This window comes from Citrobacter sp. CK202 (assembly GCF_030333225.1).
GTDB lineage: Bacteria > Pseudomonadota > Gammaproteobacteria > Enterobacterales > Enterobacteriaceae > Citrobacter_B > Citrobacter_B koseri.
In genome coordinates this window covers 295,622-312,181 of the sequence record NZ_JAOWGI010000020.1, presented here as the reverse complement: position 1 = coordinate 312,181, position 16,560 = coordinate 295,622, and the positions used below count along the sequence as shown (strand labels likewise).

The 16,560-nt window shown below is 56.4% G+C and carries 12 protein-coding genes; 11 read left to right on the top strand and 1 reads right to left on the bottom strand.

Features of this window, described 5'->3' with window-relative positions:
- The first annotated feature begins 4 nt into the window (after window positions 1-4).
- The 5 genes from araA (at window position 5) to rluA (ending at window position 8,459) form a co-directional block, all read left to right on the top strand.
- Entirely contained in the window at window positions 5-1,507 is a 1,503-nt protein-coding gene (araA, locus tag OGX84_RS05045; protein ID WP_047458964.1) for an L-arabinose isomerase, read from the top strand.
- A 98-nt stretch (window positions 1,508-1,605) separates the two neighbouring features.
- Complete coding sequence (araD, locus tag OGX84_RS05040) at window positions 1,606-2,301, top strand: L-ribulose-5-phosphate 4-epimerase (protein WP_049008529.1); 696 nt, start codon at window positions 1,606-1,608, stop codon at window positions 2,299-2,301.
- A gap of 97 nt (window positions 2,302-2,398) precedes the next feature.
- On the top strand, window positions 2,399-4,750 hold the full coding sequence (gene polB, locus OGX84_RS05035) for a DNA polymerase II (protein ID WP_012134108.1): 2,352 nt from the start codon (window positions 2,399-2,401) through the stop codon (window positions 4,748-4,750).
- Between the two features lie 131 nt (window positions 4,751-4,881).
- Complete coding sequence (gene rapA / locus OGX84_RS05030) at window positions 4,882-7,788, top strand: RNA polymerase-associated protein RapA (RefSeq protein WP_012134109.1); 2,907 nt, start codon at window positions 4,882-4,884, stop codon at window positions 7,786-7,788.
- A gap of 11 nt (window positions 7,789-7,799) precedes the next feature.
- The gene (gene rluA, locus OGX84_RS05025) at window positions 7,800-8,459 is read left to right on the top strand and encodes a bifunctional tRNA pseudouridine(32) synthase/23S rRNA pseudouridine(746) synthase RluA (RefSeq protein WP_012134110.1); all 660 of its coding nucleotides are present in this window, start codon (window positions 7,800-7,802) and stop codon (window positions 8,457-8,459) included.
- A gap of 99 nt (window positions 8,460-8,558) precedes the next feature.
- Here the strand turns inward: rluA and djlA are convergent, their stop codons facing one another.
- The gene (gene djlA, locus OGX84_RS05020; RefSeq protein WP_200024054.1) at window positions 8,559-9,374 is read right to left on the bottom strand and encodes a co-chaperone DjlA; all 816 of its coding nucleotides are present in this window, start codon (window positions 9,372-9,374) and stop codon (window positions 8,559-8,561) included.
- A 376-nt stretch (window positions 9,375-9,750) separates the two neighbouring features.
- Here djlA and lptD point away from each other — a divergent pair, with 376 nt between their 5' ends.
- Genes lptD through apaH form a run of 6 tightly spaced genes read left to right on the top strand, consistent with a single transcriptional unit; the run spans window position 9,751 to window position 16,494 of the window.
- Complete coding sequence (gene lptD / locus OGX84_RS05015; RefSeq protein ID WP_049011438.1) at window positions 9,751-12,108, top strand: LPS assembly protein LptD; 2,358 nt, start codon at window positions 9,751-9,753, stop codon at window positions 12,106-12,108.
- Between the two features lie 53 nt (window positions 12,109-12,161).
- On the top strand, window positions 12,162-13,448 hold the full coding sequence (gene surA / locus OGX84_RS05010) for a peptidylprolyl isomerase SurA (protein WP_047458976.1): 1,287 nt from the start codon (window positions 12,162-12,164) through the stop codon (window positions 13,446-13,448).
- Window positions 13,448-14,437, top strand: a complete 990-nt coding sequence (gene pdxA / locus OGX84_RS05005; RefSeq protein ID WP_112001192.1) for a 4-hydroxythreonine-4-phosphate dehydrogenase PdxA — start codon at window positions 13,448-13,450, stop codon at window positions 14,435-14,437. The genes surA and pdxA overlap by 1 nt, the downstream gene beginning before the upstream one ends.
- On the top strand, window positions 14,434-15,255 hold the full coding sequence (gene rsmA, locus OGX84_RS05000; protein ID WP_012134115.1) for a 16S rRNA (adenine(1518)-N(6)/adenine(1519)-N(6))-dimethyltransferase RsmA: 822 nt from the start codon (window positions 14,434-14,436) through the stop codon (window positions 15,253-15,255). Before pdxA ends, rsmA begins: the two co-directional genes overlap by 4 nt.
- Before the next feature lie 2 nt (window positions 15,256-15,257).
- Window positions 15,258-15,635 carry a Co2+/Mg2+ efflux facilitator ApaG/CorD gene (gene apaG, locus OGX84_RS04995; RefSeq protein WP_012134116.1) on the top strand — a complete coding sequence of 126 codons (378 nt, stop codon included), beginning with the start codon at window positions 15,258-15,260 and terminating at the stop codon, window positions 15,633-15,635.
- Window positions 15,636-15,645: 10 nt separating this feature from the next.
- Window positions 15,646-16,494, top strand: coding sequence for a bis(5'-nucleosyl)-tetraphosphatase (symmetrical) ApaH (gene apaH / locus OGX84_RS04990; protein WP_047458985.1), 849 nt, complete (start codon window positions 15,646-15,648; stop codon window positions 16,492-16,494).
- Window positions 16,495-16,560 lie beyond the last annotated feature (66 nt).

Here is a 16,560-nt window from a genome sequence, read left to right as displayed (position 1 = left end):
GACAATGACGATTTTTGACAACTATGAAGTGTGGTTTGTGATTGGCAGCCAGCATTTGTATGGCTCTGAAACGCTGCGCCAGGTTACTCAGCATGCCGAACATGTGGTAAAGGCGCTGAATACCGAAGCAAAACTGCCCTGCAAACTGGTGCTGAAGCCGCTGGGGACGTCGCCTGACGAGATCACCGCGATTTGTCGTGATGCCAGTTATGACGATCGCTGTGCGGGCCTGGTGGTCTGGCTGCACACCTTCTCGCCCGCGAAAATGTGGATTAACGGGCTGAGTATTCTCAACAAGCCGCTGTTGCAGTTCCACACCCAGTTCAATGCCGCCCTGCCGTGGGACAGCATCGACATGGACTTTATGAACCTGAATCAGACCGCACATGGCGGACGCGAGTTTGGTTTTATCGGCGCGCGTATGCGCCAGCAGCACGCGGTAGTGACCGGTCACTGGCAGGATAAACACGCGCACGCGCGTATCGGCTCATGGATGCGCCAGGCGGTCTCCAGACAGGATACCCGCCACCTGAAAGTGTGCCGCTTTGGCGACAACATGCGTGAAGTGGCCGTGACCGACGGCGATAAAGTGGCGGCGCAGATCAAGTTCGGCTTCTCGGTGAATACCTGGGCGGTGGGCGACCTGGTGCAGGTCGTGAATGCGGTTAGCGACGGCGACATTAACGCGCTGGTGGATGAATACGAAAGCCGCTATACCCTGACGCCCGCGACGCAAATTCACGGCGACAAGCGGCAGAACGTGCTGGAAGCCGCGCGTATTGAACTGGGCATGAAGCGCTTTCTGGAACAGGGCGGCTTCCACGCGTTCACCACGACGTTTGAAGATTTGCACGGCCTGAAGCAGCTCCCAGGACTGGCCGTACAGCGCCTGATGCAACAGGGCTACGGTTTCGCTGGCGAAGGCGACTGGAAAACCGCCGCGCTGCTTCGCATCATGAAAGTGATGTCTGGCGGTTTGCCGGGCGGCACCTCATTTATGGAGGATTACACCTACCACTTTGAGAAGGGCAACGATCTGGTGCTCGGCTCGCACATGCTGGAAGTATGCCCGTCTATCGCGGTGGAAGAAAAACCGATCCTCGACGTGCAGCACCTCGGCATCGGAGGTAAAGACGCGCCCGCCCGTCTGATCTTCAACACCCAAACCGGCCCGGCGATCGTCGCCAGCCTGATCGACCTCGGCGATCGCTATCGTCTGCTGGTCAACTGCATCGACACCGTAAAAACGCCGCATGACCTGCCGAAGCTGCCGGTCGCCAACGCGCTGTGGAAAGCCCAGCCGGATCTGACCACCGCATCCGAAGCGTGGATTCTCGCCGGTGGCGCGCACCACACCGTCTTCAGCCATGCGCTGGATCTGAACGATATGCGCCAGTTCGCAGAGATGCACGATATCGAAATCACCGTCATCGATAACGATACCCGTCTGCCCGCCTTTAAAGACGCGCTGCGCTGGAACGAAGTTTATTACGGTTTCAAACGTTAACAGTTGCCGGATGGCGGCGTAAATGCCTTATCCGGCCTACAGGTCGCACCAACCTTGTAGGCCGGATAAGCGCAGCGCCATCCGGCGTGGAGACAGCTATGTTAGAAGATCTCAAACGTCAGGTGCTGGAAGCCAATCTGGCGCTGCCAAAACACAATCTGGTGACTCTCACCTGGGGGAACGTCAGCGCCATCGATCGCGAGCGCGGCGTCTTCATCATTAAACCTTCCGGCGTCGACTACAGCGTGATGAGCGCAGAGGATATGGTGGTGGTCAGCATTGCCACGGGTGAAGTGGTGGAAGGAACGAAAAAGCCCTCCTCCGATACGCCGACCCACCGTCTGTTGTATCAGTCTTTCCCGTCGATTGGCGGCATCGTCCACACCCATTCGCGCCACGCGACCATCTGGGCGCAGGCCGGGCAATCCATCCCGGCGACGGGGACGACCCATGCGGACTATTTTTACGGCACGATCCCCTGCACGCGCAAAATGACCGATGCGGAGATCAACGGCGAATATGAATGGGAGACGGGCAACGTCATCGTCGAAACCTTTGAAAAACAGGGTATCGATGCCGCGCAGATGCCGGGCGTGCTGGTGCATTCACACGGTCCGTTCACCTGGGGAAAAAACGCCGAAGACGCGGTGCATAACGCCATTGTGCTGGAGGAGGTCGCCTGTATGGGCATCTTCTGCCGCCAGCTTGCGCCACAGTTGCCGGATATGCAGCAAACGCTGCTGGATAAGCACTACCTGCGCAAACACGGGGCGAAGGCCTATTACGGGCAGTAATGGATAGCCCGACGGCGCAACCATACCTGTATAAAACCACAGCAAAACGTTCCGAACCAGGCTATAATCATGCCTGGTTTTTTAATGAGTACGCAGCGTGGCGCAGGCAGGTTTTATTTTAACCCGGCACTGGCGGGATACCCCGCAAGGAACAGAGGTCTCATTCTGGCTGGCAACGGACACCGGTCCTTTGCAGGTCACGCTCGCGCCGCAGGAGTCGGTCGCGTTTATCCCTACGCATCAGGCCGCCCGCGTCACCTCGCTGCTGCGCACAGAAAACGGCTATCGCCTGACGCCGCTCAATTTGCAGGATTTTCATCGCCAGCCCGTCTCGGGGTTGTACTGCCGCTCGCACCGACAGCTGATGCGTCTGGAAAAACAGCTGAAAGAACAGGGCGTAACGGTCTATGAAGCCGATGTACGCCCGCCGGAACGTTACCTGATGGAGCGGTTTATCACCGCTCCCGTTTGGCTGGAGGGCGACACAAAAGACGGCGCGATCGTCAATGCCCGCCTGAAACCGCACCCAGACTACCGCCCCCCGCTGAAATGGGTATCGCTGGATATTGAAACCACCCGACACGGCGAGCTGTACTGCATTGGCCTGCAAGGCTGCGGGCAACGCGTCGTTTTTATGCTCGGCCCGGCGAATGGCGATGCATCGGCGCTGGATTTCCAGCTTGAGTATGCGGCGAGCCGCCCGCTGCTGCTGGAAAAACTCAACGACTGGTTTGCCCGGCACGATCCCGATGTGATCATCGGCTGGAACGTGGTGCAGTTTGATTTACGCGTCCTGCAAAAACATGCCGAGCGCTATCGTATCCCTTTACGTCTGGGGCGCGACAACACCGAGCTGGAATGGCGCGAGCACGGTTTCAAGAACGGCGTGTTTTTCGCCCAGGCCAAAGGGCGGTTGATCATTGACGGCATTGAAGCGCTCAAATCCGCGTTCTGGAATTTCTCATCATTTTCACTGGAAACCGTGGCCCAGGAGCTGCTTGGCGAAGGGAAATCGATCGATAATCCCTGGGACAGAATGGACGAGATTGACCGCCGTTTCGCCGAAGATAAGCCCGCGCTCGCCACATATAACCTCAAGGACTGCGAGCTGGTGACGCAGATTTTTCATAAGACGGAGATCATGCCGTTTTTACTGGAGCGCGCCACCGTTAACGGTCTACCCGCTGACCGCCACGGTGGTTCTGTCGCCGCCTTCGGTCATCTCTATTTTCCCCGTATGCATCGCGCCGGTTACGTTGCGCCGAATCTCGGTGAAGTCCCGCCGCATGCCAGTCCTGGCGGTTACGTGATGGACTCGCGCCCTGGCCTGTATGACTCCGTACTGGTGCTGGATTATAAGAGCCTGTACCCGTCGATCATTCGCACGTTCCTGATCGACCCGGTTGGGCTGGTGGAAGGGATGGCGCAACCGGACCCGACACACAGCACCGAAGGCTTTCTTGACGCCTGGTTCTCGCGAGAAACGCACTGTCTCCCGGAGATCGTCACGCAGATCTGGCACGGGCGCGATGAGGCCAAACGCCACGGCAATAAACCGCTGTCCCAGGCGCTGAAGATCATCATGAATGCGTTTTACGGCGTGCTCGGGACGACGGCCTGCCGCTTTTTCGATCCCCGACTGGCCTCGTCGATCACCATGCGCGGCCACGCGATCATGCGTCAGACCAAAGCGCTGATCGAGGCGCAGGGCTATGACGTGATCTACGGCGATACGGATTCCACTTTCGTCTGGCTGAAAGGCGCGCATTCTGAAGACGAGGCGGCAAGGATTGGCCGCGAGCTGGTGCGTCATGTGAATGACTGGTGGACGCAATCCCTGCAACAGCAAAAGCTGACCAGCGCGCTGGAATTAGAGTTTGAAACCCACTTCCGCCGCTTTCTGATGCCGACCATTCGCGGGGCGGACACCGGCAGCAAAAAGCGCTATGCCGGGCTGATTCAGGAAGGCGAGAAGCAGCGAATGGTATTTAAAGGGCTGGAGACCGTGCGCACCGACTGGACGCCGCTGGCGCAGCGATTCCAGCAGGAGCTTTACCTGCGTATCTTCCGCCAGGAACCCTATCAGGAGTATGTCCGGGAAACCATCGATAACCTGATGACGGGCAAGCTGGATGAACAGCTGGTTTACCGCAAGCGACTGCGCCGCCCGTTGAGCGAATATCAGCGTAACGTTCCGCCGCACGTTCGCGCCGCCCGGCTCGCCGATGAACAAAACATCAAACTGGGGCGCCCGGCGCAGTATCAGAACCGCGGCACGATCAAATACGTGTGGACGACTAACGGCCCTGAGCCGCTGGATTACCGGCATTCACCGCTGGATTACGAGCACTATTTAACCCGCCAGCTACAGCCGGTCGCAGAGGGAATACTTCCCTTCATCGATGATAATTTTGCTACACTACTCACAGGACAACTGGGGTTATTTTGACGCGTGACGAATGCGCCGCCATCCATTACCATAGCGCCCTTTCCATTCCTGGACCCAATTAACACTGCTGCCATTCTATTTTGGTAGCGGGTGATTATTGCCTGCAATTAAAGATATAGAGCCGAACATATATGCCTTTTACACTTGGTCAACGCTGGATCAGCGATACAGAAAGCGAACTGGGACTTGGAACCGTCGTCGCGATGGATGCGCGAACTGTCACCTTACTTTTCCCGGCGACAGGTGAAAACCGTCTGTATGCGCGCAGTGACTCCCCCGTGACCCGCGTGATGTTTAACCCTGGTGATACGATTACAAGCCATGAAGGCTGGCAGCTACAAATCGATGAAGTAAAAGAAGAAAACGGTCTGCTTGCCTATACTGGCACCCGCCTTGATACCGAAGAAACCGCCGTCACGCTGCGTGAAGTCCTGCTCGACAGCAAACTGGTTTTCAGTAAACCGCAGGATCGCCTGTTCGCCGGGCAAATCGACCGGATGGACCGATTCGCTCTGCGCTACCGCGCACGTAAATTTCAGAGCGAGCAGTACCGCATGCCGTGGAGCGGCCTGCGCGGTCAGCGCACCAGCCTGATTCCCCACCAGCTCAACATTGCCCATGATGTCGGTCGCCGCCACGCGCCGCGCGTCCTGCTGGCAGATGAAGTGGGCTTAGGAAAAACCATCGAAGCCGGGATGATCCTGCACCAACAGCTGCTGTCTGGCGCGGCGGAACGCGTGCTGATCATCGTCCCGGAAACTTTGCAACATCAGTGGCTGGTTGAAATGCTGCGCCGCTTCAACCTGCGCTTCGCGCTGTTCGACGACGAACGTTACACCGAAGCCCAGCACGATGCCTACAACCCGTTTGAAACCGAGCAACTGGTTATCTGCTCGCTGGACTTCGCGCGTCGCAACAAACAGCGTCTGGAACATCTGTGCGACGCACAATGGGACCTGCTGGTCGTCGATGAAGCTCACCACCTGGTGTGGAGCGAAGACGCGCCAAGCCGCGAATATATGGCGATTGAACAACTGGCGGAACGCGTGCCTGGCGTCCTGCTGCTGACCGCAACGCCGGAACAGCTGGGAATGGAAAGCCACTTCGCCCGTCTGCGTCTGCTCGACCCGAGCCGTTTCCACGACTTCGAACAATTTGTCGAAGAGCAAAAAAATTATCGCCCGGTCGCCGACGCCGTCGCCATGCTGCTGGCAGGCAACAAGCTGAGCAACGAAGAGCTGAACATGCTCGGCGACCTGATTGGCGAGCAGGACATCGAACCGCTGCTGCAAACGGCGAACAGCGACCGCGATGGCGCGCAGAATGCCCGCCAGGAACTGGTCTCCATGCTGATGGACAGACACGGCACCAGCCGCGTACTGTTCCGCAACACCCGTAACGGCGTCAAAGGCTTCCCGAAACGCGAGCTGCACACCATCAAGCTGCCGCTGCCAACGCAATATCAGACGGCGATTAAAGTCTCCGGCATTATGGGCGCGCGTAAAAGCGCGGAGGACAGAGCGCGCGATATGCTCTACCCGGAGCAGATTTATCAGGAATTCGAAGGGGATAGCGGCACCTGGTGGAACTTCGACCCGCGCGTGGAGTGGCTGATGGGGCATCTGACCAGCCACCGCTCGCAGAAAGTGCTGGTGATCTGCGCGAAAGCCGCCACCGCGCTGCAACTGGAGCAGGTGCTGCGCGAGCGCGAAGGCATCCGCGCCGCCGTATTCCATGAAGGCATGTCCATTATTGAACGCGACCGCGCCGCCGCGTGGTTTAGCGAAGAAGACAGCGGCGCGCAGGTTCTGCTGTGCTCGGAAATCGGTTCTGAAGGCCGTAACTTCCAGTTCGCCAGCAACCTGGTGATGTTTGACCTGCCGTTTAACCCGGATTTGCTGGAGCAGCGTATTGGCCGTCTGGACCGTATCGGCCAGGCGCACGATATTCAGATCCACGTTCCGTATCTGGAAAAAACCGCGCAGTCCGTGCTGGTTCGCTGGTATCACGAAGGGCTGGATGCCTTTGAGCACACCTGCCCAACCGGTCGCGCCATCTACGATACGGTGTATCACGATCTGATCGCTTACCTGGCGACGCCTGAAAACACCGACGGTTTTGACGCGCTGATCAAAACCTGCCGCGAGCAGCACGAAGCGCTGAAGGCGCAGTTGGAGCAAGGGCGCGACCGTCTGCTGGAGATCCACTCTAACGGCGGCGAGAAAGCGCAGGCGCTGGCAGAGAGCATTGAAGAACAGGATGACGACACCAGCCTGATCGCCTTCGCCATGAACCTGTTTGATATCGTCGGGATTAACCAGGATGACCGTGGTGAGAACCTGATTGTGCTGACGCCTTCCGATCATATGCTGGTGCCAGACTTCCCTGGCCTGCCGGAAGATGGCTGCACCATTACGTTCGAGCGTGATGTGGCGCTGTCGCGTGAAGATGCGCAGTTTGTTACCTGGGAACATCCGCTGATTCGCAACGGCCTGGATCTGATTCTGTCTGGCGATACCGGCAGCAGCACGATTTCGCTGTTGAAAAACAAAGCGTTGCCGGTGGGAACGCTGCTGGTGGAACTGGTGTATGTCGTTGAAGCGCAGGCGCCGAAACATTTACAGCTTAACCGTTTCCTGCCGCCGACGCCGGTGCGCATGCTGCTGGATAAAAACGGCAATAACCTGGCCGCGCAGGTGGAGTTTGAAACCTTCAACCGCCAGCTGAGCGCCGTTAACCGTCATACCGGCAGCAAGCTGGTCAACGCGGTGCAACAGGACGTACACGCGATTCTGCAACTGGGCGAAGCGCAGGCGGAGAAATCGGCCCGGGCGCTGATCGACGCCGCGCGTAGCGAAGCGGATGAAAAACTGTCTGCCGAACTGTCGCGTCTGGAAGCGCTGCGCGCCGTTAACCCGAACATCCGTGATGATGAACTTGCGGCGATCGACAGTAACCGTCAGCAGGTAATGGAAAGCCTGGATCAGGCCAACTGGCGTCTGGATGCCTTGCGTCTTATCGTCGTCACGCATCAGTAACGGAGCAAAAAATGGGGATGGAAAACTACAATCCGCCGCAGGAGCCCTGGCTGATTATCCTGTATCAGGATGAGCACATTATGGTGGTCAACAAGCCCAGCGGCTTGTTGTCCGTGCCGGGCCGCCTTGAGGAGCACAAAGATAGCGTGATGACGCGTATTCAACGCGATTATCCGCAGGCGGAGTCGGTGCATCGTCTGGATATGGCGACCAGCGGCGTGATTGTAGTGGCGCTGACCAAAGCGGCGGAACGGGAACTGAAACGCCAGTTCCGCGAGCGTGAACCGAAAAAACAGTACGTTGCGCGCGTGTGGGGGCATCCAGCCCCTGCCGAAGGGCTGGTTGATTTACCGCTGATCTGCGACTGGCCGAACAGGCCGAAACAGAAAGTGTGCTATGAGACAGGTAAGCCTGCGCAAACCGGGTATGAGGTGGTGGACTTCGCTGCGGATAACACCGCACGGGTGGTGCTTAAACCGATTACCGGGCGTTCTCATCAGCTACGTGTGCATATGCTGGCGTTGGGACACCCCATTCTCGGCGATCGCTTCTACGCGTCACCAGAAGCGCTGGCGATGGCACCGCGTCTGTTGCTGCATGCCGAAACGCTAACCATCACCCATCCCGCGTATGGCAACAGTATGACCTTTAAAGCCCCGGTAGATTTTTAAATTTTGTGCCCATTTGTGCCGGGGGCGCTTCGCTTGCCCGGCCTACCGTTCTCAACGTAGGCCGGATAAGACGCTTTACGTCGCCATCCGGCAAAACCATTATTTAAAACCTTTCTGCTCTTTAATCATTTCATACGCTTTCTGAATTTCCTGCGCTTTTTGCTTCGCCATCTCCATCATCTCCGGCGGCAACCCTTTTGCGACCAGTTTGTCCGGGTGGTGTTCGCTCATCAGTCTGCGGTACGCGCGTTTAATGGTTGTCGCATCATCTGTCGACTTAACCCCCAGCACGTTGCAGGCATCTTCCAGCGTAGGGCCACGCTGCGCCTGCTGCCAGCCGCCGCCGGCCTGCTGTTGCTGATAACCGCCGCCAAACTGCGCCCCGCCCTGCATCATGCGTAAGAACTGATCGAACTGAGCGCGGGAAATTCCCAGCTCCTCGGCGATAACGTACAGCACTTCCCGCTCGTTCGGATGGAGCGTTCCATCCGCAAACGCCGCCTGAATCTGAATTTCCAGAAACATCCGTATCAGATCAAACCGCCCAAAGCAGACGCTGCGAAACTGGCGCATTTTTTCACGTAACGGGTAATTATCCGATTTTCCCACGCGAAACGCGTGTTGGGCGGCGGTACGTGATTCGCCGTGTAAGTTCATCCGGTCCATCAACTGGCTGGCAATATGGATATCCGCTTCCGTCACGCGCCCTTTCGATTTGGTTAAATGCCCCATGACCTCAAAAGTGGTGGCGAAAAACAGTGCCTGCCGTTCACGCTGATTGGCGAACCATGCCATTTTGCGGCTGCGGGCTTTGTCGAACATGTGGCCTATCAGCAGACCTAATACCACGCCCCAGAAGCCGCCTCCCATCATCAGCGCCACTGCGACACCTACAATCTTTCCCCAGTACTGCATAGACTCCCCAAATCTTTACGCTGACAGTGAGGCTATGTCCCACAATATAGAGTGCTTTTCCTGGAATGAAGGCTGCGGTCAATTGTGGGACATCGCCTATAATTTGCATTATCATACCTGTCATTCAATGCCGTGCCTAACACCACAGACACATACCCATTGGATTTCACGTTGCAGCAAGACCGCCGCACAGCCGCCAGACGCTTATCCAGGCAAGTCGCCGGGGGCGTGCGAATAACGTCCACGAAAGCGCAACCTGAAAGACGACGGGTAGAAAAGGGACAGGATTAACACTAGCGTAGTGAAGATGAGTACGTTAGTCTCTGACCGTTTGTCACGCGCAACGCTACTGATGATGGAACAATAAATACAACGTATGAAAAAACGTATTCCCACTTTCCTGGCCACCATGATCGCCAGCGCCCTTTATAGTCAGCAGGGCCTGGCCGCCGACCTTGCCTCGCAGTGCATGTTGGGTGTGCCAAGCTACGACCGTCCTCTGGTGAAAGGCGAGACGAACGAATTACCCGTGACGATCAACGCCGATCACGCGAAAGGGAACTACCCGGACGACGCGGTATTCACCGGTAATGTCGATATCAACCAGGGTAACAGTCGCCTGCAAGCTGATGAGGTGCAACTCCATCAAAAAGAGGCGCCAGGCCAGCCGGAACCGGTGCGTACCGTCGATGCGCTCGGCAACGTCCATTATGACGACAATCAGGTTATTCTGAAGGGGCCGAAAGGCTGGGCGAACCTGAACACCAAAGACACAAACGTGTGGGAAGGCGACTACCAGATGGTCGGCCGTCAGGGGCGCGGGAAAGCGGATCTGATGAAGCAGCGTGGCGAAAACCGCTATACCATTCTGGAAAATGGCAGCTTTACCTCCTGTCTGCCAGGCTCCGATACCTGGAGCGTTGTGGGCAGCGAAGTGATTCACGATCGTGAAGAGCAGGTAGCGGAAATCTGGAACGCCCGTTTTAAACTGGGTCCGGTTCCCGTCTTTTACAGCCCTTATTTACAGCTGCCGGTCGGTGACAAACGCCGCTCCGGTTTCCTGATTCCGAACGCGAAGTACACCACCAAGAACTATTTTGAGTTCTACCTGCCGTATTACTGGAACATCGCGCCCAATATGGACGCCACCATTACGCCGCATTATATGCACCGCCGTGGCGGTGTCATGTGGGAGAATGAGTTCCGCTACCTCAGCCAGGCGGGCGCGGGTTTAATGGAGTTCGACTATCTGAATTCCGATCGCGTTTACGACGATGAGCATCCGAACGACAGCAACTCCCGTCGCTGGTTGTTCTACTGGCGTCATGGCGGCGTGATGGATCAGGTATGGCGCTTTAATGTCGACTATACCAAGGTCAGCGACTCCAGCTACTTCAATGACTTTGACAATAAGTACGGTTCCAGTACCGACGGTTACGCCACGCAGAAATTCAGCGTCGGCTATGCCGTGCAGAACTTTGATGCCACGGTGTCAACCAAACAGTTCCAGGTATTCAGCGATCAGAATACCAGCAGTTACTCCGCTGAGCCGCAGTTAGACGTTAACTTCTACCAGAATGACGTTGGTCCATTCGATACGCGTATTTACGGCCAGGCCGTGAAGTTTGTGAACACCCGAGACAACATGCCGGAAGCGACTCGCGTTCACCTGGAGCCAACCATCAATCTGCCGTTATCGAATCAGTGGGGCAGCATCAATACTGAAGCGAAGCTGCTGGCGACGCACTACCAGCAAACCAATCTGGACTCGTACAACAACAATTCGCGAAACGTCAATAAACTCGATGAGTCGGTTAACCGCGTAATGCCGCAGTTCAAAGTCGATGGCAGGATGGTGTTTGAACGCGATATGACGACGTTGGCGCCGGGTTACACCCAGACGCTGGAGCCGCGCGCGCAGTATCTGTACGTTCCCTATCGTAACCAGAGCAGCATCAATAACTACGACTCCTCATTATTGCAGTCCGACTACAGCGGCCTGTTCCGCGACCGCACATATGGCGGTCTGGACCGTATCGCCTCCGCAAACCAGGTCACGACCGGCGTCACATCGCGTATTTATGATGATGCCGCAATTGAACGTTTTAATGTTTCCGTGGGTCAAATCTACTATTTCACGGAGTCTCGCACCGGCGATGACAACATAACCTGGGAGAATGACGACAAAACGGGCTCACTGGTTTGGGCGGGCGACACCTACTGGCGTATCTCCGACCGCTGGGGACTGCGTAGCGGCATTCAGTACGACACGCGTCTGGACAGCGTCGCGACCAGCAGCAGTACAATCGAATACCGTCGCGATGAAAATCGTCTCTTACAGTTGAACTACCGTTATGCCAGCGCGGAATATATTCAGGCTACGCTGCCGTCTTATTCCACTGCGGAGCAGTATAAAAACGGGATTTCCCAGGTCGGGGGCGTTGCCAGTTGGCCGATTGCCGATCGTTGGTCTATCGTAGGCGCTTACTACTTTGATACCAATGTGAATAAGCCTGCCGACCAGATGCTCGGCGTGCAGTACAACTCCTGCTGCTATGCGATTCGCTTCGGTTATGAGCGTAAGCTGAACGGTTGGGATAACGATAAAGAACACGCTGTTTATGACAACGTGATCGGCTTTAACATTGAATTGCGTGGTCTGAGCTCCAACTACGGTCTCGGCACCAAAGAGATGTTGCGTTCGAACATTTTGCCGTATCAAAGCTCTCTGTGATTTGATTGATTTACCACGTAATCCGCATTGCGGTTAATTGAAATGGAAAAAGTATGAAGAACTGGAAAACGCTGCTTCTCGGTATCGCCATGATCGCGAATACCAGTTTCGCTGCCCCGCAGGTGGTCGATAAAGTCGCAGCCGTCGTCAATAACGGCGTCGTGCTGGAAAGCGACGTTGATGGCTTAATGCAATCAGTAAAACTTAATGCGGGTCAGGCTGGTCAGCAGCTTCCTGATGATGCCACGCTACGTCATCAGATCCTGGAACGTTTGATCATGGATCAAATCGTTCTCCAGATGGGTCAGAAGATGGGGGTGAAAATCTCTGATGAACAGCTGGATCAGGCTATCGCCAATATCGCTAAACAGAACAACATGACGCTGGACCAGATGCGCAGCCGTCTGGCTTACGATGGTCTGAGCTACTCGACCTACCGTAGCCAGATCCGCAAAGAGATGATCATCTCCGAAGTGCGTAACAACGAAGTGCGCCGTCGCGTCACCATCCTGCCGCAGGAAGTGGATGCGCTGGCCCAACAGGTCGGTAACCAGAACGATGCCAGCACAGAGCTGAACCTGAGCCACATTCTGATCCCGCTGCCGGAAAACCCGACGTCGGATCAGGTAAGCGAAGCGGAAGCCCAGGCGCGTTCGATTGTTGATGAAGCGCGTAACGGCAGTGATTTCGGCAAACTGGCGATCACCTACTCCGCCGACCAACAGGCGCTGAAAGGCGGCCAGATGGGCTGGGGACGTATTCAGGAGCTGCCGGGCATTTTCGCGCAGGCGCTGAGCACGGCGAAAAAAGGCGACATCGTTGGCCCGATTCGTTCCGGCGTTGGCTTCCACATTCTGAAAGTGAACGATCTGCGTGGCCAGAGCCAGAGCATCTCCGTCACTGAAGTTCATGCCCGCCATATTCTGCTGAAACCCTCGCCGATCATGACCGATCAACAGGCGCGCCTGAAACTGGAAGAGATCGCAGCAGACATTAAGAGCGGCAAAACGACCTTTGCTGCCGCAGCGAAAGAGTTTTCACAGGACCCAGGTTCTGCCAACCAGGGCGGAGATCTGGGCTGGGCGGCAGCGGATATTTTCGATCCTGCCTTCCGCGACGCGCTGACCCGCCTCAACAAAGGCCAGATGAGCGCCCCGGTGCACTCCTCATTTGGCTGGCACCTGATCGAACTGCTGGATACGCGTAACGTTGATAAAACCGACGCGGCGCAGAAAGACAGAGCTTACCGTATGCTGATGAACCGTAAGTTCTCGGAAGAAGCGGCGACCTGGATGCAGGAACAACGCGCCAGCGCTTACGTCAAAATCCTGAGCAATTAATGGCTACTGTTCAACGCGTTGTTATCACTCCCGGCGAACCCGCCGGGATTGGTCCTGACTTAGTCGTTCAGCTCGCACAGCGTGAGTGGCCGGTCGAACTCGTCGTCTGCGCAGATGCCCGTCTGTTAACCGACCGGGCCGCGTTGCTCGGTTTGCCCCTCTCGCTTCTTCCCTACTCGCCAAATCACCCTGTAAAACCGCAATCCGCCGGCACGCTGACCCTGTTGCCGACAGCGCTTCGCGCTCCTGTCACCCCAGGTCAACTCAGCGTTGAGAATGGGCAGTATGTGGTGGATACGCTGGCGCGCGCCTGCGACGGTTGTCTGCAAGGGGAATTTGCGGCGCTGATCACCGGTCCGGTTCACAAAGGCGTCATCAATGACGCTGGCGTACCGTTTACCGGACACACGGAGTTTTTTGAAGCGCGTTCGCAGGCGAAGAAAGTGGTGATGATGCTGGCCACCGAGGAGCTGCGGGTCGCGCTGGCGACAACGCACCTGCCGTTAAGAGCGGTTGCCGACGCCATTACCCCCGCTTTGCTGCATGAGGTGATCGGCATTCTGCATCATGATTTACGCACGAAATTCGGCCTTGCCAATCCGCATATTCTGGTGTGCGGGCTAAATCCGCATGCGGGTGAAGGCGGCCATATGGGAACCGAAGAGATCGACACGATCGTTCCGGTACTGGATGATCTGCGCGCTCAGGGGATGCGCTTAAGCGGCCCTTTGCCCGCCGACACGCTTTTCCAGCCTAAATATCTCGATCATGCCGATGCCGTGCTGGCGATGTACCACGATCAGGGTCTCCCCGTGCTAAAATACCAGGGATTTGGTCGCGGCGTGAATATCACGCTGGGCCTGCCTTTTATTCGAACATCCGTAGACCACGGCACCGCGCTTGAACTGGCGGGTCGGGGGCAAGCGGATGTCGGCAGTTTTATTACGGCGCTTAATCTCGCCATCAAAATGATTGTTAATACCCAATGAATAATCGAGTCCATCAGGGCCACTTAGCCCGTAAACGCTTCGGGCAAAACTTTCTCAACGATCAGTTTGTGATCGACAGTATTGTCTCCGCCATTAACCCGCAAAAGGGTCAGGCAATGGTCGAAATCGGCCCCGGTCTGGCGGCGCTGACGGAGCCTGTCGGCGAACGTCTGGACCAGCTCACGGTGATCGAACTTGACCGCGATCTGGCCGCGCGTCTGCAAACGCACCCGTTTTTGGGGCCGAAACTGACGATTTATCAGCAAGATGCCATGACCATGAACTTCGGTGAGCTGTCTGAGAAGATAGGTCAGCCGCTGCGCGTATTCGGCAACTTGCCCTACAACATCTCCACCCCGTTGATGTTCCACCTCTTTAGCTATACTGATGCCATTGCCGACATGCACTTTATGTTGCAAAAAGAAGTGGTCAATCGTCTGGTTGCAGGGCCGAACAGTAAGGCGTATGGTCGATTAAGCGTCATGGCGCAATATTATTGCCAGGTGATCCCGGTGCTGGAAGTGCCACCATCCGCCTTCACGCCGCCGCCTAAAGTCGATTCCGCCGTTGTGCGTCTGGTGCCTCACACGACGATGCCGTATCCGGTGAAAGACATACGCGTGTTGAGCCGCATCACCACCGAGGCGTTTAACCAGCGTCGTAAAACGATTCGCAACAGCCTCGGCAATCTGTTCAGCGTCGAGGTGCTGACGGAACTGGGCATTGACCCGGCATTGCGAGCGGAAAATATCTCTGTCGCGCAATATTGCCAGATGGCGAACTATCTGTCAGAAAACGCGCCTTCGAAGGAGAGTTAAGCATGATCAATTCGCCCCGAGTGTGTATTCAGGTTCAGAGCGTCTACATTGAAGCGCAATCTTCACCTGATGATGAACGTTACGTATTCGCATACACGGTAACCATCCGCAATTTGGGGCGAGCGCCAGTGCAGTTGTTGGGGCGTTATTGGCTGATAACCAATGGTCATGGCCGCGAAACCGAAGTACAGGGCGAAGGTGTGGTTGGCGTGCAGCCGCACATCGCGCCCGGAGAAGAGTACCAGTACACCAGCGGCGCCGTTATTGAAACGCCGCTGGGCACCATGCAGGGTCACTACGAAATGATCGATGAAAAAGGCGTCGCCTTTACTATCGATATTCCCGTGTTCCGACTCGCCGTTCCAACACTTATTCATTAAAACTAAAGCAATGGCAACATACCTCATTGGCGACGTTCACGGTTGCTACGACGAACTGATCGCATTGTTACACCAGGTGGAATTTACCCCCGGTTCAGATGCCCTGTGGCTTACCGGCGATCTGGTCGCTCGCGGCCCTGGTTCTCTGGAAGTGCTCCGCTACGTGAAATCACTGGGCGACTGCGTGCGTCTGGTGCTTGGCAATCACGATTTACATCTGTTGGCCGTCTTTGCGGGCATTAGCCGCAATAAGCCGAAAGACAGGCTGACTCCGCTGCTGGAAGCGCCAGACGCCGACGAACTGCTCAACTGGCTGCGCCGTCAGCCGCTGTTGCAGGTAGACGAAGAGAAGAAGCTGGTGATGGCGCATGCGGGCATTACGCCGCAGTGGGATTTACAGACAGCGAAAGACTGCGCGCGCGATGTTGAAGCCGTGCTGTCGAGCGACTCCTACCCCTTTTTCCTCGACGCGATGTACGGCGATATGCCGAACAACTGGACGCCGGAGCTAACGGGTCTGGCGCGGCTGCGTTTTATCACGAATGCCTTCACCCGTATGCGTTACTGTTTCCCGAACGGCCAACTGGATATGTACAGCAAAGAGTCGCCGGAAAACGCCCCTGCGCCGCTGAAACCCTGGTTCGCCATTCCGGGACCGGTTAGCGAAGCATACAGCATTGTCTTTGGTCACTGGGCGTCGCTGGAAGGTAAAGGGACGCCGGAAGGCATTTATGGTCTGGATACCGGCTGCTGCTGGGGCGGGGATTTAACCTGCCTGCGTTGGGAAGATAAGCGCTACTTCGTGCAGCCGTCGAATCGTCATCTTGATTCAGGCAAAGGCGAGGCGGTAAACGCCTGAGCGTTATTTTGTAGGCCGGATAAGGCATTTACGCCGCTATCCGGCATTCACGCCACATTATTGCCT

What these genes read in the sequence shown, in the direction of transcription:
- araA (WP_047458964.1), top strand. Translation starts at nt 5, where the DNA reads ATGACGATTTTTGACAACTATGAAGTGTGGTTTGTGATTGGCAGCCAG.
- araD (WP_049008529.1), top strand. Translation starts at nt 1,606, where the DNA reads ATGTTAGAAGATCTCAAACGTCAGGTGCTGGAAGCCAATCTGGCGCTG.
- rapA (WP_012134109.1), top strand. Translation starts at nt 4,882, where the DNA reads ATGCCTTTTACACTTGGTCAACGCTGGATCAGCGATACAGAAAGCGAA.
- rluA (WP_012134110.1), top strand. Translation starts at nt 7,800, where the DNA reads ATGGGGATGGAAAACTACAATCCGCCGCAGGAGCCCTGGCTGATTATC.
- djlA (WP_200024054.1), bottom strand. Translation starts at nt 9,374, where the DNA reads ATGCAGTACTGGGGAAAGATTGTAGGTGTCGCAGTGGCGCTGATGATG.
- lptD (WP_049011438.1), top strand. Translation starts at nt 9,751, where the DNA reads ATGAAAAAACGTATTCCCACTTTCCTGGCCACCATGATCGCCAGCGCC.
- surA (WP_047458976.1), top strand. Translation starts at nt 12,162, where the DNA reads ATGAAGAACTGGAAAACGCTGCTTCTCGGTATCGCCATGATCGCGAAT.
- pdxA (WP_112001192.1), top strand. Translation starts at nt 13,448, where the DNA reads ATGGCTACTGTTCAACGCGTTGTTATCACTCCCGGCGAACCCGCCGGG.
- rsmA (WP_012134115.1), top strand. Translation starts at nt 14,434, where the DNA reads ATGAATAATCGAGTCCATCAGGGCCACTTAGCCCGTAAACGCTTCGGG.
- apaG (WP_012134116.1), top strand. Translation starts at nt 15,258, where the DNA reads ATGATCAATTCGCCCCGAGTGTGTATTCAGGTTCAGAGCGTCTACATT.
- apaH (WP_047458985.1), top strand. Translation starts at nt 15,646, where the DNA reads ATGGCAACATACCTCATTGGCGACGTTCACGGTTGCTACGACGAACTG.